The sequence below is a fragment of the Xanthomonas codiaei genome, assembly GCF_002939785.1.
GTDB lineage: Bacteria > Pseudomonadota > Gammaproteobacteria > Xanthomonadales > Xanthomonadaceae > Xanthomonas > Xanthomonas codiaei.
In genome coordinates this window covers 24,823-48,860 of sequence record NZ_MDEC01000007.1, presented here as the reverse complement: position 1 = coordinate 48,860, position 24,038 = coordinate 24,823, and the positions used below count along the sequence as shown (strand labels likewise).

22 protein-coding genes are annotated in these 24,038 nt (G+C 66.5%); 14 read left to right on the top strand and 8 right to left on the bottom strand.

From position 1 onward, the window contains the following. Window positions 1–107: 107 nt before the first annotated feature. Genes XcodCFBP4690_RS06955 through yidD form a run of 3 tightly spaced genes read right to left on the bottom strand, consistent with a single transcriptional unit; the run spans window position 108 to window position 2,592 of the window. On the bottom strand, window positions 108–947 hold the full coding sequence (locus XcodCFBP4690_RS06955; RefSeq protein WP_167394502.1) for a M23 family metallopeptidase: 840 nt from the start codon (window positions 945–947) through the stop codon (window positions 108–110). Then, complete coding sequence (locus XcodCFBP4690_RS06950) at window positions 947–2,296, bottom strand: dihydroorotase (protein WP_104540262.1); 1,350 nt, start codon at window positions 2,294–2,296, stop codon at window positions 947–949. The genes XcodCFBP4690_RS06955 and XcodCFBP4690_RS06950 overlap by 1 nt, the downstream gene beginning before the upstream one ends. Further along, on the bottom strand, window positions 2,293–2,592 hold the full coding sequence (gene yidD / locus XcodCFBP4690_RS06945; protein ID WP_064510677.1) for a membrane protein insertion efficiency factor YidD: 300 nt from the start codon (window positions 2,590–2,592) through the stop codon (window positions 2,293–2,295). Before yidD ends, XcodCFBP4690_RS06950 begins: the two co-directional genes overlap by 4 nt. Before the next feature lie 84 nt (window positions 2,593–2,676). On the opposite strand from yidD, the gene dksA reads away from it, so the two are divergent. Then, window positions 2,677–3,705, top strand: a complete 1,029-nt coding sequence (gene dksA / locus XcodCFBP4690_RS06940; protein WP_104540261.1) for an RNA polymerase-binding protein DksA — start codon at window positions 2,677–2,679, stop codon at window positions 3,703–3,705. A gap of 311 nt (window positions 3,706–4,016) precedes the next feature. On the opposite strand, the gene XcodCFBP4690_RS06935 is transcribed toward dksA, so the two are convergent. The 3 genes from XcodCFBP4690_RS06935 to cysS form a co-directional block, all read right to left on the bottom strand. Continuing rightward, window positions 4,017–5,267, bottom strand: coding sequence for an MFS transporter (locus XcodCFBP4690_RS06935; protein ID WP_104540260.1), 1,251 nt, complete (start codon window positions 5,265–5,267; stop codon window positions 4,017–4,019). After that, the gene (locus XcodCFBP4690_RS06930; protein WP_104540259.1) at window positions 5,264–5,701 is read right to left on the bottom strand and encodes a SufE family protein; all 438 of its coding nucleotides are present in this window, start codon (window positions 5,699–5,701) and stop codon (window positions 5,264–5,266) included. The genes XcodCFBP4690_RS06935 and XcodCFBP4690_RS06930 overlap by 4 nt, the downstream gene beginning before the upstream one ends. Window positions 5,702–5,897: 196 nt before the next feature. Continuing rightward, on the bottom strand, window positions 5,898–7,322 hold the full coding sequence (cysS, locus tag XcodCFBP4690_RS06920) for a cysteine--tRNA ligase (RefSeq protein WP_167394501.1): 1,425 nt from the start codon (window positions 7,320–7,322) through the stop codon (window positions 5,898–5,900). 155 nt (window positions 7,323–7,477) lie between these two features. Here cysS and XcodCFBP4690_RS06915 point away from each other — a divergent pair, with 155 nt between their 5' ends. From XcodCFBP4690_RS06915 to XcodCFBP4690_RS06865, 11 genes are all read left to right on the top strand, one after another. Continuing rightward, window positions 7,478–7,987, top strand: coding sequence for a glycine zipper 2TM domain-containing protein (locus XcodCFBP4690_RS06915; RefSeq protein WP_104540257.1), 510 nt, complete (start codon window positions 7,478–7,480; stop codon window positions 7,985–7,987). A gap of 309 nt (window positions 7,988–8,296) precedes the next feature. Then, entirely contained in the window at window positions 8,297–9,322 is a 1,026-nt protein-coding gene (locus XcodCFBP4690_RS06910) for an N-acetylornithine carbamoyltransferase (RefSeq protein WP_104540256.1), read from the top strand. A gap of 71 nt (window positions 9,323–9,393) precedes the next feature. After that, the gene (locus XcodCFBP4690_RS06905) at window positions 9,394–10,635 is read left to right on the top strand and encodes an argininosuccinate synthase (protein WP_104540255.1); all 1,242 of its coding nucleotides are present in this window, start codon (window positions 9,394–9,396) and stop codon (window positions 10,633–10,635) included. Between the two features lie 657 nt (window positions 10,636–11,292). Then, complete coding sequence (locus tag XcodCFBP4690_RS06900; protein ID WP_104540254.1) at window positions 11,293–12,393, top strand: acetylornithine deacetylase; 1,101 nt, start codon at window positions 11,293–11,295, stop codon at window positions 12,391–12,393. 45 nt (window positions 12,394–12,438) lie between these two features. Further along, window positions 12,439–13,782 carry an acetylglutamate kinase gene (locus XcodCFBP4690_RS06895; RefSeq protein ID WP_104540253.1) on the top strand — a complete coding sequence of 448 codons (1,344 nt, stop codon included), beginning with the start codon at window positions 12,439–12,441 and terminating at the stop codon, window positions 13,780–13,782. Between the two features lie 5 nt (window positions 13,783–13,787). Continuing rightward, window positions 13,788–14,399: a GNAT family N-acetyltransferase gene (locus tag XcodCFBP4690_RS06890; protein ID WP_104540252.1), complete on the top strand. Its 612-nt coding sequence runs from the start codon at window positions 13,788–13,790 to the stop codon at window positions 14,397–14,399. Then, complete coding sequence (gene argC / locus XcodCFBP4690_RS06885; RefSeq protein WP_104540251.1) at window positions 14,396–15,352, top strand: N-acetyl-gamma-glutamyl-phosphate reductase; 957 nt, start codon at window positions 14,396–14,398, stop codon at window positions 15,350–15,352. Before XcodCFBP4690_RS06890 ends, argC begins: the two co-directional genes overlap by 4 nt. A 110-nt stretch (window positions 15,353–15,462) precedes the next feature. Next, entirely contained in the window at window positions 15,463–16,758 is a 1,296-nt protein-coding gene (locus tag XcodCFBP4690_RS06880) for an argininosuccinate lyase (RefSeq protein ID WP_104540250.1), read from the top strand. A 37-nt stretch (window positions 16,759–16,795) separates the two neighbouring features. Beyond that, window positions 16,796–17,056: a YciI family protein gene (locus XcodCFBP4690_RS06875; RefSeq protein ID WP_104540249.1), complete on the top strand. Its 261-nt coding sequence runs from the start codon at window positions 16,796–16,798 to the stop codon at window positions 17,054–17,056. A 10-nt stretch (window positions 17,057–17,066) separates the two neighbouring features. Then, complete coding sequence (proB, locus tag XcodCFBP4690_RS06870; RefSeq protein WP_104540248.1) at window positions 17,067–18,224, top strand: glutamate 5-kinase; 1,158 nt, start codon at window positions 17,067–17,069, stop codon at window positions 18,222–18,224. Window positions 18,225–18,384: 160 nt separating this feature from the next. Beyond that, window positions 18,385–19,629 carry a glutamate-5-semialdehyde dehydrogenase gene (locus XcodCFBP4690_RS06865; protein WP_104540247.1) on the top strand — a complete coding sequence of 415 codons (1,245 nt, stop codon included), beginning with the start codon at window positions 18,385–18,387 and terminating at the stop codon, window positions 19,627–19,629. Window positions 19,630–19,699: 70 nt separating this feature from the next. Here the strand turns inward: XcodCFBP4690_RS06865 and XcodCFBP4690_RS06860 are convergent, their stop codons facing one another. Next, window positions 19,700–20,200, bottom strand: a complete 501-nt coding sequence (locus tag XcodCFBP4690_RS06860; protein ID WP_104540360.1) for a hypothetical protein — start codon at window positions 20,198–20,200, stop codon at window positions 19,700–19,702. A 262-nt stretch (window positions 20,201–20,462) separates the two neighbouring features. Between XcodCFBP4690_RS06860 and XcodCFBP4690_RS22690 the strand changes: the two genes are divergently transcribed. Further along, window positions 20,463–20,618 (top strand): hypothetical protein, encoded by a 156-nt coding sequence (locus XcodCFBP4690_RS22690; protein ID WP_167394500.1) that lies wholly within the window; start codon window positions 20,463–20,465, stop codon window positions 20,616–20,618. Window positions 20,619–20,854: 236 nt separating this feature from the next. After that, window positions 20,855–22,768: a CocE/NonD family hydrolase gene (locus tag XcodCFBP4690_RS06855; protein ID WP_104540246.1), complete on the top strand. Its 1,914-nt coding sequence runs from the start codon at window positions 20,855–20,857 to the stop codon at window positions 22,766–22,768. On the opposite strand, the gene XcodCFBP4690_RS06850 is transcribed toward XcodCFBP4690_RS06855, so the two are convergent. Next, a complete protein-coding gene (locus tag XcodCFBP4690_RS06850; RefSeq protein WP_167394512.1) occupies window positions 22,749–23,975 on the bottom strand; it encodes a CynX/NimT family MFS transporter in 1,227 nt (408 codons plus the stop codon). The genes XcodCFBP4690_RS06855 and XcodCFBP4690_RS06850 overlap by 20 nt on opposite strands. Window positions 23,976–24,038: the final 63 nt, after the last annotated feature.

Here is a 24,038-nt window from a genome sequence, read left to right as displayed (position 1 = left end):
GTCGATGCGGACGTCGAACCGCGCCGCAGCGCGCTCAGGCGGCCGCATTGCCAACCGCGCCGCTGCGCGCCCTCGGCCTGCCCCCGGTGCAGCGACTTAGTGTCCGGTTACTTCCCGCGCTCAATCACCAGCAATGGGTCGATGCGGACATCGAACCAGTTCATCCCCCAATGCAGATGCGGCCCGGTCGCACGCCCGGTCGCGCCCACTGCAGCGATGACCTGGCCTTGTTCCACACGGTCGCCGACCTTGACGTCGATCCGCGATAGATGCAGGAAGTTAGAACTGATGCCGAAGCCGTGATCGAGCAGCACGGTGCCGCCGGTCAGGTAGAGATCCGGTGCGGCAAAGGTCACCACGCCGGCGGCCGGTGCCTTGACCGGCGTGCCGGTCGGCACGGCGATGTCCATGCCGGAATGGCCGGCGCCAGGTTGGCCGTTGTACACCCGCGCATTGCCGAAGCGGCCACTGATGCGGCCCTGCACGGGCCAGATGAAGGGCTGCGCGAAATCCGGGCGGGCATCGTCGCGGTCGCGGGCCGCGGTCACCTGCGCCTGTTCGCGCTTGATGCGCTCGGCAATCGCCGCTGGTGGGTTGACCGTCTTGGGCGGTACGCCATTGATGCGTTCGGTCGGCCAGTCGCGCGGCCTCACTGCGATGCTGGCGGTGCGCTGGCTGCCGTCGGGTAGGGTGACCTGCACCTGCAACGGGCCAGTGGCATCGCGGCCGATGCCGAACACCACGCTGCCATAGCCGCTGACCCGCAGGTGACGGCCGGCGTATTGCACCGTGCTGCCGGCCGGCACCTTGCCGATCACCATGGCGCCTTGCGACGCGCTGGTCGGAAACACCACGCCGGCAGCGTCGGCCGCCTGCACCTGCGCGCTGGCCACGCCCGGCACGGCCAGCGCGAGCGCCAGCCATGCTCCAATCACGACTGCGCGCATCAGCGGTCGAAGGTCAGGCGCTGGCCGGCGGCGCTGCCGACCAACTGCTCGCCGTCCCAGACCAGTTGCCCGTTGACCCAGGTCGCGGCGATGCGCGAGCGGAAGGTGGTGCCTTCGAACGGCGACCAGCCGCACTTGGACAACACCTGCTCGCGCTTCACGGTGAATGGCGTGTTGTCGATCATCACCAGGTCGGCGAAATAGCCTTCGCGCAGGAAGCCGCGTTGTTCCACATCGAACAGCTGCGCCGGCGCGTGCGCGAACTTCTGCACGATGCGGGTGATCGGCAGCTTGCCTTCGTGCACCAGCTCCAGCGCCGCTACCAGGGCGTATTGCACCAGCGGCAGGCCGGAGGGTGCCTGCGCGTAGGGCTTCTGCTTTTCTTCCCAGGTGTGTGGGGCGTGATCGGTGGCGAGCACATCGATCACGTCGTCGGCCAGCGCCTGGATCAGCGCCAGGCGGTCCTCGGCTTCCTTGATCGCGGGGTTGCACTTGATCAGGTTGCCCAGCCGCGCGTAATCGCTGCGATCGAAGCGCAGGAAGTGGATGCACGTCTCGGCGGTGATGCGCTTGCGCAGCCTGCCGTCGGCATCGACCAGCGGGCCGGCATCGAACAAGCCCAGCTCGTCGGCGGTGGAGATGTGCAGCACATGCAGGCGGGTGTTGTGCTTGCGCGCCAGCGACACCGCCAGCTGCGAGGACTTCAGGCAGGCCTGCCGCGAGCGGATGTCCGGATGCATGTCCGCACTCAGCGCGTCGCCGTACTGCTGCTTGTACTGTTCCATCGTCGCGTCGATGGTCGGGGTGTCTTCGCAGTGGGTGATGATCGGGGTGGGCGCGTCGCGGAAGATCGCGTCCAGCGTCTGCGGGTTGTCGACCAGCATGTTGCCGGTGGAGGCGCCCATGAACACCTTGATGCCTGGCGCGGTCTTGGGGTCCAGCGACTGGATGTGGGCCAGGTTGTCGTTGCTGGCGCCCATGTAGAAGCCGTAGTTGGCCCAGGCGCGCCCGGCGGCCGCGTCGTACTTGGACTGCAGCGCGGCCGCGTCCAGGGTCGGCGGGTTGGTATTGGGCATGTCCATGAAGCTGGTCAAGCCGCCGGCAACCGCGGCGCCGGATTCGGTGGCGATGTCGCCCTTGTGGGTCAGGCCCGGCTCGCGGAAGTGCACCTGGTCGTCGATCATGCCCGGCAACACCCAGCGCCCGGCCGCGTCCACCACGGTATCGCCGGGAGCAGGAGGGATCTTGCTGTCGATCCTGGCGATGCGGCCGCTCTCGATCAGGAGATCGGCGTCGAACTCCTTGCCTTCATTGACCAGGCGGGCGTTGATGATGAGGGTTCGGCTCATGGATGAGGTCCTTTGCAGCTGCAGGAAGAGGGCGGGGGCGAAGACGAAGGCGTGGGTGCGTCGGGCACCGGATCGAAACCGCCCGGATGGAACGGATGGCAGCGGCCGAGCCGGCGTGCGGCCAGCCAGCATCCGCGCAGCGGGCCGAAGCGGCCGATGGCCGTCATGGCGTACTCCGAGCAACTGGGCGCAAAGCGGCAGCGCGGCCCGAGCAGCGGGCTGATGAACAGCTTGTAGAAGCGCAACAGCGCAATGAGCAGGCGTGAGATCACTTGCCAATGATATGCCAGTTGCATTAATAGGTGGTTGCCGGGGGTCCGCGGGGTACGTTATAAAGGCCCGCTTTCCCGGGCCCCGGGGGAACCAAGGAAGAGCGTTTCGTGGCTGCTAAAAAACCTGCAAAAAAGGCCGTCCAGGCCGCCAAGAAGTCCGCCAAACCCGTTGCGAAGAAGGCAGCGGCGCCCGCTGCTGCAAAACCGGCCGCCAAGAAGGCCACGCCGGCCACCAAGCAGCCCGCTGCCAAGAAGGCACCTGCGAGCAAGGCCGTTGCCAAGAAGGCGCCGGTCGCTAAGCCCGCAGCGACCAAGCCCGTGAAACCTGTCGCCAAGACGACCGCTGCCAAGCCGGCGGCGACCAAGGCAGCTCCAGCTGCCGCCAAGCCGGCCGCCAAGCCGGTGGCGTCCAAGTCCGTACCGAAGCCGGCCGCCAAGCCTGCTCCGGCCAAGTCAGTCCCGGTCAAGGCTGAAAAGCCCGCGCCCGCACCGGCCCCCAAGGCCGTCCCTGCGAAGCCGGCAAAGCCTGCGACCCCGTCACCTAAGAATCCCGTGCCCGTTTCGAAATCCTCCGCAAAAACGCCAACCAAGACCGAATCCCCCGCCAAGCCCGCTGCGACCCGTCCGGTCGGCAAGGTGGCCGTGGCCGTGACCTCCAAGCCGGCCAGCCCGGCGGCCAAGACCAAGTACAAGGTGGTCGACTACAAGACCGACGAGGCCACCGGTCGCCCGATCCTGCCCAAGGGCTACAAGCCAGCGGCGGACGAGGAGTACATGAGCACGCTGCAGCAGGAGTACTTCCGCCAGCGTCTGCAGAGCTGGCGCAACGAGCTGGTCGAAGAGTCCAAGCAGACCATCGAGAACCTGCGCGAAGAAGTGCGCGATATCGGCGACGAAGCCGAGCGTGCCACGCGCGAGACCGAGAATTCGTTGGAACTGCGTACCCGCGACCGTTACCGCAAGCTGATCGGCAAGATCGACAGCACGCTCAAGCGCCTGGAGGCCGGTGACTACGGTTTCTGCGTCGACACCGGCGAAGAAATCGGCCTGGATCGCCTGGAAGCGCGCCTGACCGCCGAACGCACCATCGACGCCCAGGAGCGTTGGGAGCACCTGCAGAAGCAGCAGGGCGACTGATCGTCCTGTCTGCCGGTTCGATCGAGCCCCGCCACGTGCGGGGCTTTTTTGTGGAGCGCCGGGTCCGCCAAGGTGGCGTATGGGTGCGCGAAGAGGCGGCGCCGATGCACGCTGGCCGCGCAGCGCAACGCCGGGCGCGCCCGGCGATGGCCAGCTGTCTGTTCGACGTGCGCGTGCACTCGAACGATGTCTGCAACCGCGCCACGCGCGCTGCCGTCCAGGCAAAGCGCGCGCCGTCTCAGGCGCACCAGATTCGCATCGAGCCGCTGGGGCGGCACCGGCGGCACGCGGCCAATGCTGGTGCGCCTTGCCTATTGCAGCTCGCGCAGGTCCAGCTTGCGCAGGCGCGGCGCCTTCCAGGCGGTGGTCGCTACCACGCCCAGGGTGACGCAGCCGCCGATCACCACGGCCGGCACCAGCCCGACCAGGCGCGCCATCACGCCGTCATAGAACGCGCCCAGTTCGTTGGACGAGCCGATGAAGATGCCGTTGATCGACGACACCCGTCCGCGCATCGCATCCGGCGTGGCTAGCTGCAGGATGGTCTGCCGTACCACGACCGAGACGCCATCGCACATGCCGTACACCAGCAGGATCGCCGCCGACAGCCAGAAGTGGCGCGACAGCCCGAAGGCGATGGTGCACAGCCCGAAGCCGGCCACCGACAGCATCAGCACCCGTCCGGCATTGCGTTGCAGTGGGTGTCGCGCCAGCCAGACGCCCACCACGATCGACCCCAGCGCCGGTGCGCCGCGCAGGATGCCCAGGCCTTCCGGTCCGTAGTGCAGGATCTCGTGGATGAAGGCCGGCAGCATCGACACCGCACCGCCCAGCAGCACCGAGAACATGTCCAGTGCCATCGCGCCGAGCATGATCTGGTTGGACAGCACGAACTGCGCGCCTTCGGCGATGCTGCGGAAGATCGGCGCACGCGGGCCGCGGTTGACCGGTTCTTCCACGCGCAACAACGCCAGCGCCAGGATCGCCAGCAGTGCCACGCTCGCAGCCACGCCATAGGCCAGGCCCTTGCCACCCCAGCCGACCAGCACCCCGCCCAGTGCCGGGCCGATCACCATGCCGGCCTGGAAGGTGACGCTGCCGATGCTGGCGCCGCGTGCGTAGGCCTCGCGCGGCAGTGCACGTGCGAACAATGCGTTGTAGACCGGCGACAGGAACGAGCGCGCCGCACCGGTCAGCGCGATGGCCGCGTAGATCTGCCACACGCCCTGCACCGGCAGCCATCCATGCGTGATCGCCAGCAACAGCAGCGCCGTGCTGACCAGACCCAGCACCGCCACCATTCCCAGGCGACGACGCGGCAGGTGATCGACCAGGTAGCCGGCAAATGGCGCGATGCAGAAGAACGGCAGGATCTCCGCCAGTCCGATCAGTCCCAGCGAGAGCGGATTGCGGGTGATTTCGTAGATATGCCAGCCAACCGTGACCGCGACGATCTGGTACGACAGCATGGCTGCGACGCGATACAGCAGCACCAGGCCGAAGCCGGGATGTGCGAACAGCGTGCGCAGCGAATCGGCGGGCGAGGGTGCGGGCGCGCTCACTGCTGCGCGCGTGCGGTGTCGCGGATGAAGGCCAGCATCGCGGCCACGCCGTTGCTGCGAGTCGGGGACAGGTGCTTGGCCAGGCCGATGCCGGCGATGTAGTCCGGCTCGGTCGCCAGGATTTCCTGCGCGCTACGCCCGGAATACACCCGCAGCGCGAGATAGATCAACCCGGAGACGATCGCCGAATCGCTGACGGCGTGGAAGTCCAACCGCTCGGCGTTGCCCTCGGGCACGATCCACACCATCGATTGGCAGCCGTGCAGGCGATGCTCTTCGGTCTTCCACTGCTCCGGAAAGGAGGGCAGCTTGCGCCCCAGATCGATCAGGTACTGGTAGCGCTCGGACCAGTCGCCGAAGAAGGAGAACTCCTCGGCAATGGCGGCCTGCGCCTCGGTGGCGGTGGGTTCGAGCGGGAAGGGGGAGTTGGTCATCAAAGTTCCAGAATCGTTCGCAAAAATCCAGGGGCGTTCGGTCAGAGCCCCTCTCCCTCCGGGAGAGGGGTTGGGGTGAGGGTACGGGCGAAGCCTCGTGAATGGTGCACGCGGCTTCGCCCGTACCCTCATCCGCCCCTGCGGGGCACCATCTCCCCCATGAAGGGGGACAATGTCCCGACGGGAGAAGGACCGGTCAGGCGCGTTTCCAGCGCACGCCTTGCGGGGTGTCTTCCAGCACGATGCCTTCGTCGGCGAGCTGCGTGCGGATGGCATCGGCACGGGCGAAATCCTTGGCCTTCTTCGCGGCGCTGCGTTCTTCGACCAGGGCGGTAATGCGCGCATCGTCGCCGGCGTCGGTGCCGCGCGAGAACCAGGCGGCCGGGTCCTGCTGGAGCAGTCCGAGTGCCAGGCCTGCGCCCAGCAATCGGGTCTTGCTATCGCGCAGCTCGGTAAGCCGCGCCGATATGTCTGCACCCTGGGCCACTTGACTACGCAGCGCACGCGCTTCTGCAGCGATGCTGGCGATGATCGACAAGGCCTGCGGCGTGTTGAGGTCGTCATCCAGGGCCGCCTCCACCTCGGCGGGAATCGCCGGCGGTGCGCTGCCGCTCGATGCATCGCCGGCCTCCAGCGCGGACACATCCCGCAACGTCCCGTACAACCGGTCCAGCGTGTTCTTGGCCTGTTCGATCAAGCCGTCCGACCAGTCCAGCGGCTGCCGGTAGTGCGCGCTCAGCAGGGCGTAGCGCAGCGCCTCTGGCGGATGTTTGGCGATCAGCTCGTGCACGGTTTCGATGTTGCCCAGCGACTTGCTCATCTTGGCGCCGCTGAAATTGAGCATGCCGTTGTGCAGCCAGAACCGCGCGAAGGTGGCGCCGCCATGCGCGCACTCGCTCTGCGCGATCTCGTTCTCGTGATGCGGAAACTGCAGGTCCACACCGCCAGCATGGATGTCGATGGTGGGGCCCAGGTGGGCGGCGGCCATCGCCGAGCATTCGATATGCCAGCCGGGGCGGCCGCGGCCCCAGGGCGAGTCCCAGCCCGGCAGCTCGTCGCTGGACGGCTTCCACAGCACGAAGTCGCCCGGGTCGCGCTTGTACGGCGCCACATCCACGCGGGCGCCGGCCAGCATCTCCTCCGGGTCGCGCCGCGACAGCTTGCCGTAGCCATCGAAGCTGGCCACCGCGAACAGCACATGGCCTTCGGCGGCGTAGGCATGTCCGCTTTCGATCAGCCGCTCGATCATCGCCACGATCTGCGGGATGTGCGCGGTGGCCTCCGGTTCGATGTCCGGCGGCACCACACCGAGCGCGGCCATATCCTGGCGGTAGATCGCGGCGAAACGGTCGGTGATGGCGGAAATCGGCACGCCCTGCGCCTGCGCGGCGGCGTTGATCTTGTCGTCCACGTCGGTGATGTTGCGCGCGTAGCGCAGTGCGCCATAGCGCCGCCGCAACAGCGCGGCCAGCACGTCGAACACCACCGGGCCGCGTGCATTGCCGATATGCGCGTAGTTGTAGACGGTGGGGCCGCACACATACAGGGTGGGGCGGGCGGGATCGAGCGGCGCGAACGGCTCGACCCGCCGCGTCAGGTTGTTGTGCAGGCGCAGGCTCATCGGCATCTTGGAAAGGGCAACCCCGCGATTCTAGCCGGTCGCGGCAGTGCGGCGAACCGATGGGCCTGCCCGGCAACCGGATGGGCTGCGTTCAGCCCGGAACCAGGCAAGCTCCATACACTTACGTATTGCCTGGCTTGGCCTCCTTGCTCCTGATGCGACTTTTCCCGTTCTCCGTGCTGTGCGTGCTGGCCTGGCAGGTGATGCCGGCACATGCGGCAGATCCCGAGGTCAAGAACCGGGTCGTCGTGATCGAAAACGTCAAGCTCGACTACGCCCAGGTATTGAACGTGGAGCCGGTCTACCAGACCTTGCGCGCCACCCGGATCGAGGAGCAGTGCGAGGCCGAGCAGGCCGTCCAGGTCGCGGTGGCGCCGGCCGAGGACGAGGGGCGCATCAACCGCATGGTGGATTCGGTCAAGGAAATGTTCTCGCGTCGCCCCGAGCCGGCCCCGGCAGCGGTGCCGCCGACCAGCACGCGCCGCAACTGCAAGGTGGTGGAAGTGCCGCGCGAGTTCCGCCGGCCGATCGCCTTCGACGTGGACTATGTCTACAAGGGCACCAAATACCGCTCGCGGCTGCCGGAAGACCCGGGCAACCGGCTGCGGGTCCGCGTTTCGGTGACTCCGTATATCCCCGACGCCATCGTCGCCCCGCCGCGGTGAGTGGCGCAGCGGTTGCGCCTTGCCCGCATGCATGCGAGGATTCGCGCCCTATGCAAGCAAACGCCTTTCAGCACGACACCAGCGCCGCCCGGATGGCCTCCGGCATGACCTCGCGTGCCCGCCGACCGGAATCCTACATTTTCGCTGGGTAACCGGAGCGTTTTGCTGCCTGTTTTCGAAAACCCAGCCTTCAGGCTGGGTTTTTTCGTTTTGGCGTCACAAAAGTTTCAACCGCAAGAAACGCGCATGTCGCGCACCCGTCGCTCCCGACGGACCACGCAGCAGAAGTACGCAGCAAAGGATCGATCGATGTCACTGAAGCACTTCTTGAACACCCAGGACTGGAGTCGCGCCGAACTGGACGCGTTGTTGACCCAGGCCGCACTGTTCAAACGCAACAAGCTGGGAAGCGAGCTGAAGGGCAAGTCGATCGCGCTGGTGTTCTTCAACCCGTCCATGCGCACCCGCACCAGCTTCGAGCTGGGTGCGTTCCAGCTGGGCGGGCATGCGGTAGTGCTGCAGCCGGGCAAGGATGCGTGGCCGATCGAGTTCAACCTGGGCACGGTGATGGATGGCGACACCGAAGAGCACATCGCCGAAGTGGCGCGCGTGCTCGGCCGTTATGTCGACCTGATCGGCGTGCGCGCGTTCCCGAAGTTCGTCGACTGGTCCAAGGACCGCGAGGACCAGGTGCTCAAGAGCTTTGCCCGGTATTCGCCGGTGCCGGTGATCAACATGGAGACCATCACCCACCCGTGCCAGGAGCTGGCGCATGCGCTGGCGCTGCAGGAACACTTCGGCACACAGGATCTGCGCGGCAAGAAGTACGTGCTGACCTGGACCTATCACCCCAAGCCGCTCAACACCGCGGTGGCCAATTCCGCGCTGACCATCGCCACCCGCTTGGGGATGGACGTGACCCTGCTGTGCCCGACGCCGGACTACATCCTGGACGAGCGCTACATGGGCTGGGCGGCGCAGAACGTGGCCGAAAGCGGTGGCTCGCTGCAGGTGAGCCACGACATCGACAGCGCCTACGCCGGTGCCGATGTCGTCTATGCCAAGAGCTGGGGCGCGCTGCCGTTCTTCGGCAACTGGGAGCCGGAAAAGCCGATCCGCGACCAGTACCAGCACTTCATCGTCGACGAGCGCAAGATGGCGCTGACCAATAACGGCGTGTTCTCGCATTGCCTGCCGCTGCGCCGCAACGTCAAGGCCACCGATGCGGTGATGGATTCGCCCAACTGCATCGCCATCGACGAGGCAGAGAATCGCCTGCATGTGCAGAAGGCGATCATGGCTGCCCTGGTGGGCCAGGGCAGCCGGGATTCGTGATTGGGGATTGGGGATTTGCAACGGCGAACTCCGCTCCCGACCTAACTTAGTCAACTTCCAAAGAGACCCCCATGTCGCAACAGACCGCTTCCACCAATCCCGAATCCCCAATCTCAAATCCCGGCACCAAGGACATCGTCCTGGCGTTCTCCGGCGGCCTGGACACCAGCTTCTGCATTCCGTATCTGCAGGAACGTGGCTACGCGGTGCACACGGTGTTTGCCGATACCGGCGGCGTGGATGCCGAAGAGCGTGAGTTCATCGAGAAGCGCGCCGCCGAGCTGGGTGCGGCCAGCCATGTCACCGTCGACGGGGGCCCGGCGATCTGGGAAGGCTTCGTCAAGCCGTTCGTGTGGGCGGGCGAGGGCTACCAGGGCCAGTATCCGTTGCTGGTGTCCGACCGTTACCTGATCGTGGATGCTGCGCTCAAGCGCGCCGAAGAGCTGGGCACGCGCATCATCGCGCACGGCTGCACCGGCATGGGCAACGACCAGGTGCGTTTCGACCTGGCGGTGAAGGCGTTGGGCGACTACCAGATCGTCGCGCCGATCCGCGAAATCCAGAAGGAGCACACCCAGACCCGCGCCTACGAACAGAAGTATCTGGAAGAGCGCGGTTTCGGCGTGCGTGCCAAGCAGCAGGCCTACACCATTAACGAGAATCTGCTGGGCCTGACCATGTCCGGCGGCGAGATCGATCGGTGGGAAGCGCCGGGCGAGGGCGCGCGCGGCTGGTGCGCGCCGCGCAGCGCATGGCCCACCGAGGCGCTGACGGTGACCTTGAAATTCGTCGAAGGCGAGGCGGTGGAGCTGGATGGCGAGCCGCTGCCCGGTGCGAAGATCCTGGCCAAGCTCAACAGCCTGTTTGCGCAGTACGGCGTGGGCCGTGGCGTGTACACCGGCGATACCGTAATCGGGCTGAAGGGCCGCATCGTGTTCGAAGCGCCGGGCCTGGTCTCGCTGCTCACCGCGCATCGCGCGCTGGAAGATGCCGTGCTGACCAAGCAGCAGAACCGCTTCAAGCCGGACGTGGCGCGCAAGTGGGTGGAGCTGGTGTACGAAGGCTTCTACCACGACCCGCTCAAGACCGACATCGAGGCGTTCCTGAAGTCGTCGCAGTCCAAGGTCAATGGCGAAGTGGTGCTGGAAACCCGCGGTGGCCGCGTCGATGCGGTGGCGGTGCGTTCGCCGCACCTGCTCAACACCAAGGGCGCGACCTATGCGCAGTCGGCCGACTGGGGCGTGGAAGAAGCCGAAGGCTTCATCAAGCTGTTCGGCATGAGCTCCACGCTGTACGCGCAGGTCAATCGCTGAGCAGGGCGTGCGGATGCTTTGATGCTGCGCGCCTGCGCGCGGATTGCTTCTTCCGCGTGCGGGAGAAGGTGGCGCGTAGCGCCGGATGAGGGTGCTTTGCACTGCCCCCATCCGCCCTGTCGGGCACCTTCCCCCGCAAGCGGGGGAAGGGTGGTATGAACGTCAGAGATACATTGCTTCTCCCGCGTGCGGGAGAAGGTGGCGCGTAGCGCCGGATGAGGGGGGCTTTGCACTGCCCCCATCCGCCCTTCGGGCACCTTCCCCCGCAGGCGGGGGAAGGGTGGTATGAACCTCAGAGACACCCCGCACACTTGGCAACACCACCATGCTGCCCGACGCAACCAGACCCATTCAATGGACACACTGCTCGACAACACGCTGACTCACATTCAAACGCTGGTGTCCTTCGACACCCGCAACCCGCCGCGTGCCATGGGGTGCCAGTGCTGCGCGCCTGCGCGCAGATTGCTTCTCCCGCGTGCGGGAGAAGGTGGCGCGTAGCGCCGGATGAGGGGGGCTTTTGCACTGCCCCCATCCGCCCTTCGGGCACCTTCCCCCGCAGGCGGGGGAAGGGTGGTAGGAACCTCAGAGACACTCCGCACACTTGGCCACACATCACCTCGCCACCATGCTGCCCGACGCAACCAGACCCATTCAATGAACACACTGCTCGACAACACGCTGACTCACCTGGAAGCGCTGGTGTCCTTCGACACTCGCAATCCGCCGCGTGCGATCGCTGCCGAAGGCGGCATCTTCGACTACCTGGGCGCGCAACTGCCCGGTTTCCAGGTCGAGTTGATCGACCACGGTGCCGGGGCGGTGAGCCTGTATGCGGTGCGTGGAACTCCAAAGTATCTGTTCAACGTACACCTGGACACGGTGCCGGATTCGCCGCATTGGAGCGCCGATCCGCATGTGATGCGGCGCACCGAAGACCGCGCGATCGGCCTGGGCGTGTGCGACATCAAGGGCGCGGCTGCGGCGTTGATCGCCGCAGCCAATGCCGGCGATGGCGATGCCGCCTTCCTGTTTTCGTCCGATGAGGAAGCCAACGACCCGCGCTGTATTGCCGCGTTTCTGGCCCGTGGTCTGCCGTTCGAGGCAGTGCTGGTGGCCGAGCCGACCATGAGCGAGGCGGTGCTGGCGCATCGTGGCATCAGCTCGGTACTGATGCGCTTTGCCGGCCGCGCCGGGCATGCCTCGGGCAAGCAGGATCCGTCTGCCAGCGCGCTGCACCAGGCGATGCGCTGGGGCGGCAGGGCGCTGGATCATGTCCAGGCACTCGCACATGCGCGCTTCGGCGGGCTGACCGGCCTGCGCTTCAACATCGGCCGCGTCGATGGCGGCATCAAGGCCAACATGATCGCCCCTGCGGCCGAGCTGCGCTTCGGTTTCCGTCCGCTGCCATCGATGGATGTGGATGGCCTGCTGGCGACCTTTGCCGGCTTTGCCGATCCCGCCGCAGCGCACTTCGAAGAAACCTTTCGCGGCCCCAGCCTGCCGTCCGGCGACATAGCGCGTGCCGAAGAGCGTCGCCTGGCCGCACGCGATGTGGCCGATGCGCTGGACCTGCCGATCGGCAATGCGGTGGACTTCTGGACCGAGGCCTCGCTGTTCTCGGCCGGCGGCTACACCGCGCTGGTCTATGGCCCGGGCGATATCGCCCAGGCGCATACCGCCGATGAGTTCGTGACGCTGGAGCAACTGCAGCGTTATGCCGAATCGGTCCATCGCATCATCAACGGTTCCCGCTAAACCGACCCTTGCGCCTGGCGCTTCCTTCCTCTTTCGATCACGGCAATGTCCCTCCCAGCACAGCCCCACAAACAGACCCGCCAGACCATCGTGCGCCTGCTTTCGAGCATGGCCAGCGCGAAGGAAATCAGCCAGTACCTCAAGCGGTTTTCGCAGCTCGACGCCAAACGCTTTGCGGTGGTCAAGGTGGGCGGCGCGGTGTTGCGCGACGATCTGGAGGCGCTGACTTCGTCGCTGTCGTTCCTGCAGGAAGTGGGGCTGACCCCGATCGTGCTGCACGGCGCCGGCCCGCAGCTGGACGCCGAACTGTCGGCCGCCGGCATCGAGAAGCAGACCGTCAACGGCTTGCGGGTGACCTCGCCCGAAGCGCTGGCGATCGTGCGCAAGGTGTTCCAGGCCTCCAACCTCAAATTGGTGGAAGCGCTGCAGCAGAACGGCGCGCGCGCCACCTCCATCACCGGCGGCGTGTTCGAGGCGCAGTACCTGGATCGCGAAACCTATGGCCTGGTCGGTGAGGTCAAGGCGGTGAATCTGGCGCCGATCGAAGCCAGCCTGCAGGCCGGCTCGATCCCGGTGATCACCAGCCTGGGCGAAACGCCCAGCGGGCAGATCCTCAACGTCAACGCGGACTTTGCCGCCAACGAACTGGTGCAGGAGCTGCAGCCCTACAAGATCATCTTCCTCACCGGCACCGGCGGCCTGCTGGATGCCGACGGCAAGCTGATCGATTCGATCAACCTGTCCACCGAGTACGACCACCTGATGCAGCAGCCGTGGATCAACGGCGGCATGCGGGTGAAGATCGAACAGATCAAGGACCTGCTCGACCGCCTGCCGCTGGAATCGTCGGTGTCGATCACCCGGCCGGCGGATCTGGCCAAGGAACTGTTCACCCACAAGGGCTCCGGCACCCTGGTCCGGCGGGGCGAGCGCGTGCTGCGCGCCACGTCCTGGGACGAGCTGGATCTGCCGCGGCTCACATCGCTGATCGAATCCAGCTTCGGTCGCACCCTGGTGCCGGACTATTTTTCCAACACCACGCTATTGCGTGCCTACGTCAGCGAGAACTATCGCGCCGCGGTCATCCTCACCGACGAGGGCCAGCTCGGCGAAGGCCGGCTGACCTATCTGGACAAGTTCGCCGTGCTCGACGACGCGCAGGGCGAAGGCCTGGGCCGGGCGGTGTGGAACGTGATGCGCGAGGAAACCCCGCAGCTGTTCTGGCGCTCGCGGCACAACAACCAGGTCAATATCTTCTACTACGCCGAATCCGATGGCTGCATCAAGCAGGAGAAGTGGAAAGTGTTCTGGTACGGGCTGGAGAACTTCGCGCAGATCCAGCACTGCGTGGCGCATTGCGCCACCCGTCAACCGACCCTGCTGGGCTGAGCGCGATGACCTGGAGCCAATTGCCCCTGCTGTGGCGCGAGTTGCCCACGCTGCGCGGGCAGCATGCGACGCTGGAGCCCTTGCAGGCCGCACACGTCGACGGTCTGCGTGCCGCGCTGGAGGACGGTGCGTTGTCGCGGCTGTGGTACACCGGCGTGCCGGCACCGGCGCAGTTGGACGACTACCTGGCCGCCGCGTTGGCGGCGCAGGCCGAAGGCAGGATGCTGCCCTTCGTGGTGCGCAATGCGGCAGGCGAGATCGTCGGCAGCACCCGCTACTACGGGCTGGACGTGACGGTGCCCAGGTTGTCGATCGGCTACACCTGGTACGCCCCGCGTGTGCAGCGCACCGGCGTCAACACCGAAACCAAGCTGATGCTGCTGCAGCATGCCTTCGAAACGCTGGGCTGTCTGAGCGTGGTGTTCGAGACCAGTTGGTTCAATCACCCCTCGCGCGCGGCCATTGCGCGCTTGGGTGCCAAGCAGGACGGGGTGCTGCGCAATCACGCCCGGCACGCCGACGGTACGCCGCGCGATACCGTGGTGTTCTCCATCATCGATACGGAATGGGCCGGGGTCAAACGCCACCTGCAGTTCCGCCTGGAAGCAAACGCATGAGTGTTCAAGCAAGCACCACCATCGGCATTGTCGGCGCCCGCGGGCATACCGGCTCGGAATTGATCAAGCTGGTGGCGGCGCATCCGCACCTGCAGCTGGTCTTCGTGTCTTCGCGCGAACTGGCCGGGCAGGCGGTGGGCGACCACAACGACGGCTATCGCGGCGATCTGCGGTTCGAAAGTCTGGATGCCGACGCGGTGGCCGCCAAGGCGGCCGACGTGGTGATCCTGGCGCTGCCCAACGGCAAGGCCGAGCCATTCGTGGCTGCGATCGATGCCGCCAGGCCGCAGACGCTGGTGATCGATCTGTCCGCCGACTATCGCTTCGATCCGGCCTGGTATTACGGCCTGCCCGAACTCACCCGCGCGCGCTACGCCGGGCAGAAGCGCATCAGCAACCCGGGCTGCTATGCCACCGCCATGCAGCTGACCATCGCGCCGCTGCTGGATCAGCTGGCCGGCCCGCCGCAATGCTTCGGCGTGTCCGGCTATTCCGGCGCCGGCACCACGCCGTCGGACAAGAACAACCCCGAGCTGCTCGCCGACAACCTGATGCCGTATGCGCTGACCAACCACATGCACGAGCGCGAAGTCTCCGCCCAGCTCGGCGTGCCGGTGGAGTTCATGCCGCATGTGGCGCCGCATTTCCGCGGTATCACCATGACCGTGAATCTATGGCTGCAGCAGCCGCTGACGCGCGAGCAGCTGCAGGCGCGCTATGCGCAGCGCTACGCCGACGAGCCGCTGATCGAGCTGGTGGACGAGGCACCGTGGGTCAGCCGCATCGCCGGCCGGCACGGCGTGCAGATCGGCGGCATCACCCTGGCGTCCGGCAACAAGCGCGTGGTGGTGGTGGCAACCCTGGACAACCTGCTCAAGGGCGCGGCGACGCAGGCGATGCAGAATCTCAACCTGGCGTTCGGCTGGGACGAATTGACCTCGATTGCAGTGTGATGTTCGGGACCGGGGACCGGGGACCGGTGACCGGGGAGAGCAAGGGCAGAAGCTCCTGCTTTCCCGGGTCCCCGGTCCCGGGTCCCCGGTCCCGCAAAAAAGGACCCCTAATGACAAACCTGTTGTGGCAAAAACCCGGCGTGGCCGTGGACGCCAAGATCCAGGCTTTCCTGGCCGGCGACGACGTGATCCTGGACCGCGAGTTCTTCCTCTACGACATCGCTGCCAGCACGGCGCATGCGCAAGGCCTGCAGCACATCGGCATCCTCGCCACCGACGAGCTGGCCGGTCTGCAGCGCGAGCTGGGGCTGCTGGCCGATGATTTCCGCAGCGGTGCCTTCGTGCTGGACGAGCAGTACGAGGATTGCCATTCGGCCATCGAGGCGCGCCTGACCGAGCGCCTGGGCGATGCCGGCCGCAAGATCCATACCGGGCGCAGCCGCAACGACCAGATCCTGGTGGCCACGCGGTTGTGGTTGAAGGACAAGCTGCGGCGCGTGGCCACGCTCAGCGCCGAGATCGCCAAGGTGGCGCTGGACCGCGCCCAGGCCGAGGCGGCGTTGCCGGTGCCTGGCTACACGCATATCCAGCGGGCGGTGGTGTCTTCGGCAGGCATGTGGTGGGCCGGCTGGGCCGAGGCCTTCATCGACAACGCGGTGCGCGCCAACGACACCTTGCAGCTGGTGGACAGCAATCCGCTCGGTACCGCAGCCGGTTACGGCGTCAATCTGCCGTTGGACCGCGCGCATACCACCACCGCGCTGGGCTTTGCGCGGCTGCAGGTCTCGCCGATCTACGCGCAGCTTTCGCGTGGCAAGTACGAGCTGGCTGCGCTCGAAGCCCTCGGCAGCGCCACGCTCGATCTGCGGCGCATCGCCTGGGACCTGTCGTTGTTCACCAGCGGCGAGTTCGCCTTCGTGGCGCTGCCAGCGCAGTACACCACCGGCAGTTCGATCATGCCGAACAAGCGCAACCCCGATGTCATCGAACTGATGCGCGCCACCCACGCCAGCGTGGCGGCGGCGCGGACCGAGATCGAACAGCTGCTGTCGCTGCCGTCCGGCTACCACCGCGATCTGCAGAGCAGCAAGGGCGCGATCGTGCATGGTTTTGGCCGCGGCCTGGCCGCGCTGGAACTGCTGCCGGCGCTGCTGGCGAACCTGGAATGGCGCCCGGATAAGCTGCAGGCGGCGATCGATTCGGGCATGTATGCCACCGATGTGGCGGTGGAAGCGGCCGTGGCCGGCGTCCCGTTCCGCGATGCCTACAAGGCGGCCGCCGAAGCCTCGGACACTGCAGGGCAGGGGCGCACGCCGGAAGGCAGCCTGGCTGCACGCGTCTCGCCCGGCGCGGCTGCCGACCTGCAACTGGATGTGTTGCAGGCCCGCTGGCAGGCGCTGCGATGAGCGCATGGATCGCTACTGACGCTGAGGAATGCGTGCAATGACCACGCTCTATCTGGTCCTGGCCATGCGCCTGCCCAGCTTCGACGATGCCGCCATCCAACCGCATCGCGACTTCCTCGATGCGCTGCGCGCACAGGGCAGGCTCCATCTCACCGGCGGGTTCACCGACGGCAGCGGCGGTGCCTACGTGCTGTGCAACGTGGACGACCTGGCGCAGGCGCAGGCCATTGTCGCCAGTGATCCGCTGGTCACGATGCAGGCTTCGAACCTGAGCGTGCACGAATGGACCATTCGCTGAGGCTGCAACCATGACCCTGCCGGCTGCGAATGCCGTGTCCCCATTCGTCGAGCAAGCGCTGCCGCCATGGCGCCGCGCGGTGCTCAAGGTCGGCAGCAGCCTGCTTGCCGCCGATGGCGGCGGGCTGTCGCCGCGCTTTGCGCTGGGGCTGGCGCAGTTCGTCTCGGCCAATCTGGCGGCCGGGCGCGAACTGGTGATCGTGTCCTCCGGCGCGGTGGCCGCCGGCCGCGCAATCCTGCCCAAGGCCGCCGAGGTCGGCGCGCCCATCGCTGCGCGGCAAGCCCTGGCCGCGCTGGGGCAGGCGCAACTGATCGCCTTGTGGCAGCGCTTTTTCGAACGGCCGGTGGCGCAGGTGCTGCTCACCCACGACGACCTGCGCAACCGCCGCCGCTATCTCAATGCGCGCGCCACCCTGGGCGAATTGCTGCGGCTGGGCGCATTGCCGGTGATCAACGAGAACGACACCGTGTCGGTGGACGAGCTCAAGCTGGGCGACAACGACAACCTGGCCGCGATCGTCGCCGCCCTGGTCGATGCCGATGCCTTGTTCATCGCGACCGACATCGATGGGCTGTACACCGCCGACCCGCGCAGCAATCCCCATGCGCGCCCGTTGAACGAGGTTGCCGAGCTCACCCCCGAGGTGCTGGCGATGGCCGGCGGCAGCGGCAGCAACGTGGGCACCGGTGGCATGCGCACCAAGCTGGAGGCCGCCGCCAAGGCCGGCGCAGCCGGGATCGACACCTACCTGTTCAACGGCCGCAGCGGCGAGGTGGTGCGCGGGCTGGCGCAGGACCGCCTGCGCGGCACCCGCATCCACGCCGCGCGCACGCGCATTGCCGCACGCAAGTACTGGCTGCGGCATGCGCCGGTGGAAGCCGGCGCGATCCTGATCGATGCGGGCGCGGCGACGGCGTTGACCGACAAGGGCGCCTCGCTGCTGCCGGGCGGCGTGGCCGGTGCGCAAGGCGATTTCCGGCGCGGCGACATGGTGGAGATCCGGCTGCGCGACAACGCAGGCGAGCGCTGTCTGGCGCGCGGGGTCAGCCAATACTCGGCGCTGGATATCCGTCGCATCGCCGGCCGCCATTCGCGCGAGATCGACAGCGTGCTGGGATACAGCTATGGCGAGAATGTGGTGCACCGCGATGATTTGGTGCTTTTGTAGCCGGGATTGGGGATTGGGGATTGGGGATTTGCAAACGCATGCGCGCCGCGTTTCTCGAACATTGTCTCCGTGTCCCAGCCAATGATTCCGTTATGGTGATAGGGCGGTGTTGTCCGCTTTTGCCAATCCCCACTCCCGACTCCCCAATCCCGGCCCCCCAATGACCATCAAATCCCTCGCCCTGCAATGTCGTGATGCCGCGCAGGTGCTTTCGCAACTTTCCGCGCAGGCCAAGCAGGATCTGCTCGAGGCGATGGCTGCCGCGCTGGAAACCGATGCGGCCTTGATCCTTGCCGCAAACGCGCGCGATCTCGAGGCCGCCCGCGCCAAGGGCACCGGCACCGCCATGCTCGATCGGCTGGCACTGGACGACACCCGCCTGGCCGGCATCGCTGCCGCACTGCGCGAGGTGGCGCAGCTGCCCGACCCGGTCGGCCAGGTGACCCGCGACGACATCCGCCCCAACGGCATCCGCGTGCAGAAGGTGCGCGTGCCGCTGGGAGTGATCGCGATGATCTACGAAGCGCGGCCCAATGTGACTGCCGATGCGGCGGCGCTGTGCATCAAGGCCGGCAACGGCGTGATCCTGCGGGGCGGCTCGGAAGCGATCCATTCCAACACCGCGATCGCCCAGGCCTTGCAGCGCGCCTTGCGCGCAGCCGAGGTCCCGGAAGCGGCATTGACGCTGGTGCAGGATCTGCGCCGCGAGACCATGCTGGAGCTGCTGCAGCTGACCGACATCGTCGATCTGGCGATCCCGCGCGGCGGCGAGGGCCTGATCCGCTTCGTTGCCGAACACGCGCGCGTGCCGGTGATCAAGCACTACAAGGGCGTCTGCCACTTGTTCGTGGACGCCTCGGCCGACCTGGAGCTGGCGGTGCGCCTGCTTGTCGATGGCAAGGCCAGCCGTCCGTCGGCCTGCAACGCGCTGGAAACCCTGCTGGTGCACGCGGACATCGCCGAGCGCTTCCTGCCTGCCGCCGCTGCGGCATTGCGCGCGCGCGATGTCGAACTGCGCGGCGACGCGGCCACGCGCGCGGTGCTGCCGCAGATCGCGCTCGCCACCAAAGACGATTACGCCGCCGAATTCCTGGACCTGATCCTGGCCATCCGCGTGGTACCGGACCTAGACGCCGCGCTGGCACATATCCGCCAGCATGGCTCGGACCACACCGAAGTGATCGCCACCCAGGACGCAGCCAACGCCAACCGGTTCGTACAGTCGCTGCGCTCGGCGGTGGTGATGGTCAATGCCTCTTCGCGGTTCTCCGATGGCGGCGAACTCGGCCTGGGCGCGGAGATCGGCATTTCCACCACGCGCCTGCATTCCTACGGCCCGATGGGCCTGGAAGCGCTCACCGTGGAGCGCTTCGTGGTGCGTGGCGAGGGCCAGGTACGCCACTGAAGTGGTATGCGTTGCCGGCTCAGTCCTGTGCCGCTGTGCATTGCAGCGCCACTGGCCGCCGTCGACTCGATCACGTGGCCCTCTTTTCTCCCCCAAGCACCGTGCTCATCCATTCGTCGCTCAATGGGGAAACAAAGCCACGTCCTGATAGCCACACCTGTTTTCCAGCCTTATCCCAGTTTTCCATCTTTTTTTTGAATTCGGCGGGATAGTCGTTTGCCCTGCAGGCGATATTGCACCAGGGGTCGCACACATAGATGTCCGCGTCCCAATCTGTCATGTCCGAAGGCAAGCTGCCTGCGCCAGACACTGGGCCGACAATCGCGGCGGTGTGCGCTGTTCCATTGAAAAAGGCTAGGCGTGCAATCTGATTGTGATCTTGTTGCAAATAGTGGACGGCCAGGGTCGCCAGCTCACCGCAGTTGTGCGCGTTCCCATCCATGGCCGCCGACACCACGTCCTCTTCCAGGTTATCCACCTGCTGTCGCATCCGGGCGATCTCTGCAGTCGCATTGTGGATTCGAATGGCCTCCTCAAAGCCAGCGTTTCTCTTTTTGTTGCTCGATTTCAAGCGGGGCGCTTTGTAGTACTCGGCCCTGACGGACTGTACGACCTCGCTGACAGCCCTGAGGCTCGGCGAGAGCTGTCGTGAAGACGATCTGCTCGCACTCCTGCGATGGCTCGCGCTGCTCAGTCCTGCCAGCACGCCACTTGTGTGGTCGGGACTGTTGACATGCTGCGAAGTGTTGCCCGCTGGCGGCTGCTGGGCCGGAACACTTTCGGTATATGTGAATCTTCCCGACTGGACGCGATCGGCGGAACCGCAAATACCCATGGATAAGCACCTGATTGTTGAAGGCCGCTCCATCATGTGCAGGAACATCCCTTTCGAAAAATGGAAGCGCGAAGCGATCGACTTGCGTGCGAATCGTGCACATCAGCATCGCCTCCAGCACGCAATGCGTGAGCAATGGAATATTCGCTGCTGATTGTTGGGTTTGATCGCGTGCGACTTGGCGGCAGCGATGCGCTGGCCATTGTTCTCGCCAGGCCTACGCGGCTGCTAGCTGAGCGATACCTGGACTCCGTTGGTTCAGATGCCGGGGCCGCGCCTTGTGGTCGGCCCGCGTGTTCCCATCCCGCCAACCACGACCTTTGACACTCCCCGGGCAGCCCAGGCCCTGCCTACAGTCGGGGATTGCCCCCGCCCTGTCCGGAGTCGTCGATGCACTGTCTTGCCGCCTGCCTGCTGGCCACCGCCATTGCCGCCGCCACCGGCAGCGCCTTCGCACAGACCGGGGCGATGACGCCGGACATCACCGGCAAGCCCTTCGTGGCGCCCGACGCCGCCAACGACTACATCAAGCGCGAGGTGATGATCCCGATGCGCGATGGGGTCAAGCTGCATACGGTGATCGTGCTGCCCAAGGGCGCGCGCCATGCGCCGATGGTGCTGACGCGCACGCCCTACAACGCCAGCGGGCGCACCGAGCGCATGGCCTCGCCGCACATGAAGGATCTGCTTGCGCAGGGCGATGACGTGTTCGTCGAAGGCGGCTATATCCGGGTGATCCAGGATGTGCGCGGCAAGTACGGCTCGGAAGGCGATTACGTGATGACCCGGCCGTTGCGCGGCGTACTCAATCCCAGCGAGGTGGACCATGCCACCGACGCCTGGGACACCATCGACTGGCTGGTCAAGAACGTTGCCGAATCCAACGGCAAGGTCGGCATGATCGGGTCCTCGTACGAGGGCTTCACCGTGGTGATGGCACTGACCAACCCGCATCCGGCGCTCAAGGTGGCGGTGCCGGAAAGCCCGATGATCGACGGCTGGATGGGCGACGACTGGTTCAACTACGGTGCGTTCCGGCAGGTGAACTTCGACTACTTCACCGGCCAGCTGACCCAGCGCGGCAAGGGCACCGGCATCGCGCGGCAGGGGCATGACGACTACAGCAACTTCCTGCGTGCCGGCTCGGCCGGCGATTTCGCCAGGGCCGCCGGCCTGGAGCAGTTGCCGTGGTGGCACAAGCTCACCGAACACGCCGCCTACGATGCGTTCTGGCAGGAGCAGGCGCTGGACAAGGTGATGGCGCGCACGCCGCTGGAGGTGCCCACGATGTGGCTGCAGGGGCTGTGGGACCAGGAAGACATGTGGGGCGCGATCCACAGCTATGCGGCGATGGAGCCGCGCGACAAAGGTAATGCGCTCAACTATCTGGTGATGGGCCCGTGGCGGCACAGCCAGGTGAACTACGATGGCAGCTCCTTGGGCGCTTTGAATTTCGATGGCGACACCGCGCGTCAGTTTCGCCGCGATGTCTTGCGCCCGTTCTTCGACCAATACCTGGTCGATGGCGCGCCCAAGGCGAGCACGCCGCCGGTGCTCATCTACGACACCGGCGAGAATCGCTGGGATCGCCTGCAGTCCTGGCCGCGCAGTTGCGCCAAGGGCTGTGCGTCGGCGAGCAAGCCGCTGTACCTGCAGGCTGGCGGTACGCTGTCCTTCGACAAGCCCGCTGCAGGGCAGGGCGCGTTTGAAGAGTACGTGTCCGACCCCGCCAAGCCGGTGCCGTTCGTGCCGCGCCCGGTGGATTTCGGCGACCGCAGCATGTGGACCACCTGGCTGGTGCACGACCAGCGCTTCGTGGACGGGCGCCCGGATGTGCTGACCTTCGTCACCGAGCCGCTGACCGCGCCGCTGCAGATCGCCGGCGCGCCGCAGGTGCATCTGCAGGCCTCCACCAGCGGCAGCGACAGCGACTGGGTGGTGAAGTTGATCGATGTCTATCCCGACGAGATGGCGTCGGATCCGAAGATGGGCGGCTATGAACTGCCGGTGTCGCTGGCGATCTTCCGCGGGCGGTATCGCGAGAGTTTCAGCACGCCCAAACCGCTGGCGCCCAATCAACCGCTGGCATTCGAGTTCGGCCTGCCCACCGCCAACCATACCTTCCAGCCCGGTCACCGGGTGATGGTGCAGGTGCAGTCCAGCCTGTTTCCGCTCTACGACCGCAACCCGCAGACCTACGTGCCGAACATGTTCTTCGCCAAGCCGGGCGACTACCAAAAGGCCACCCAGCGGGTCTACGTGACGCCCGAGCAGCCCAGCTACATCACTCTGCCGGTGCGCTGACCGCACGGGCGCCGCGTACCGGCGGCGCCCAGCTGTCTTCCAGCAGCTGCGGGCGGCACACCACCCACGCGGCCACCAGCTGCAGCAGGATGCAGATCACCAGGAACACGAACGGCGCGGTCCAGCCGCCGCGATGCGCATGCAGCCAGCCGAACAGGAACGGCCCCAGGCAGCTCATCGCATAGCCCATGCCCTGCGAGAACCCGGACAGCGCAGCCGAGCCGGCGGCGGTGCGGCTGCGCTGGTTCACCAGCACCAGTGCCAGCGGGAAGGTGCTGGGCCCCAGGCCGAGCAGGGTGACCCACAGCACCGGCGCCGCCAGTGGGGCCCACCACAGGCCCGCGAACGCGAGCAGATGGCAGGCCGCACACGCCAGCACGATCGGGAACGGGTTGCGCATGCGCACCGCCAGTGCCGGCATGGTCAACGCGCCGACCATGCCCAATGCCGAAAACAGCGCAACCATGGTGCCGCCGAAGGCGGGCGAGGCACCGGCTTCGCGCAGCAGCGTGGGTAGCCAGGTGAACATCGAATAGGTCACCAGCGAGGTCATGCCAAAGGTCACCGCCATGCTCCAGCCCAGCGCGGTGCGCGCGACCCGTCCTTCGGCTTCGGGGGTCGGGGTGACCGGCGCCGGGCCGGTGGCACGCAGACGTCCCGAATGGGTGTGCACCAGCGCCCAGGCGGCCAGCGCCAGCAATGCCGGCAGCACCCACACCACCATCGAACTGCGCCAGCCCAATGCATCGGCCACCGGCACCGCCAGCAAGGCCGGCAGCAAGGTGCCCACCTGCAACACGGTGATGTACAGCGTGCTGACCCGGCCCACGCGTTCGCCGAAATAGCGCTTCACCAGCGGCGGCAGCACCACATTGCCCATGCCCATGCCGGCCAGCGCCACCAGCGAGCCTGACAGCAGCCCACCGGTGCCCGGCAGCAACGGGCGCAGCACCAGCCCGAGCGTGGCCAAGGCCATCGACAGCAGCGCGGTACGCAACAGTCCGAGGCGGCGCAGTACTGCAGGCGTGGCGACGCCGGTCACTGCGAATGCAGCAGTGGGCAACATGCCCAGCGCGCCCATGGTCGGCGCACCGAAGGCGTACTCGTCGGCGATGCGTTCCAGCAGCGGCGTCAGCGAGGTCACCGCGGTGCGCAGGTTGAATGCCGAAAGCAGAATGGCAGCCAGCACCAGGCCGCGACCACGCAACTGGGCGGACGGGGAGGCGGTGGCAGTGACAACAGACATGAAAGACCATCCGCACCGTACACA

Bases quoted from the DNA above. Each gene is read 5' to 3' on its own strand.
- XcodCFBP4690_RS06955 (WP_167394502.1), bottom strand. From the start codon at position 947: ATGCGCGCAGTCGTGATTGGAGCATGGCTGGCGCTCGCGCTGGCCGTG.
- XcodCFBP4690_RS06950 (WP_104540262.1), bottom strand. From the start codon at position 2,296: ATGAGCCGAACCCTCATCATCAACGCCCGCCTGGTCAATGAAGGCAAG.
- yidD (WP_064510677.1), bottom strand. From the start codon at position 2,592: ATGCAACTGGCATATCATTGGCAAGTGATCTCACGCCTGCTCATTGCG.
- XcodCFBP4690_RS06930 (WP_104540259.1), bottom strand. From the start codon at position 5,701: ATGACCAACTCCCCCTTCCCGCTCGAACCCACCGCCACCGAGGCGCAG.
- cysS (WP_167394501.1), bottom strand. From the start codon at position 7,322: ATGAGCCTGCGCCTGCACAACAACCTGACGCGGCGGGTCGAGCCGTTC.
- XcodCFBP4690_RS06915 (WP_104540257.1), top strand. From the start codon at position 7,478: ATGCGACTTTTCCCGTTCTCCGTGCTGTGCGTGCTGGCCTGGCAGGTG.
- XcodCFBP4690_RS06910 (WP_104540256.1), top strand. From the start codon at position 8,297: ATGTCACTGAAGCACTTCTTGAACACCCAGGACTGGAGTCGCGCCGAA.
- XcodCFBP4690_RS06905 (WP_104540255.1), top strand. From the start codon at position 9,394: ATGTCGCAACAGACCGCTTCCACCAATCCCGAATCCCCAATCTCAAAT.
- XcodCFBP4690_RS06900 (WP_104540254.1), top strand. From the start codon at position 11,293: ATGAACACACTGCTCGACAACACGCTGACTCACCTGGAAGCGCTGGTG.
- XcodCFBP4690_RS06895 (WP_104540253.1), top strand. From the start codon at position 12,439: ATGTCCCTCCCAGCACAGCCCCACAAACAGACCCGCCAGACCATCGTG.
- XcodCFBP4690_RS06890 (WP_104540252.1), top strand. From the start codon at position 13,788: ATGACCTGGAGCCAATTGCCCCTGCTGTGGCGCGAGTTGCCCACGCTG.
- argC (WP_104540251.1), top strand. From the start codon at position 14,396: ATGAGTGTTCAAGCAAGCACCACCATCGGCATTGTCGGCGCCCGCGGG.
- XcodCFBP4690_RS06880 (WP_104540250.1), top strand. From the start codon at position 15,463: ATGACAAACCTGTTGTGGCAAAAACCCGGCGTGGCCGTGGACGCCAAG.
- XcodCFBP4690_RS06875 (WP_104540249.1), top strand. From the start codon at position 16,796: ATGACCACGCTCTATCTGGTCCTGGCCATGCGCCTGCCCAGCTTCGAC.
- proB (WP_104540248.1), top strand. From the start codon at position 17,067: ATGACCCTGCCGGCTGCGAATGCCGTGTCCCCATTCGTCGAGCAAGCG.
- XcodCFBP4690_RS06865 (WP_104540247.1), top strand. From the start codon at position 18,385: ATGACCATCAAATCCCTCGCCCTGCAATGTCGTGATGCCGCGCAGGTG.
- XcodCFBP4690_RS22690 (WP_167394500.1), top strand. From the start codon at position 20,463: ATGGATAAGCACCTGATTGTTGAAGGCCGCTCCATCATGTGCAGGAAC.
- XcodCFBP4690_RS06855 (WP_104540246.1), top strand. From the start codon at position 20,855: ATGCACTGTCTTGCCGCCTGCCTGCTGGCCACCGCCATTGCCGCCGCC.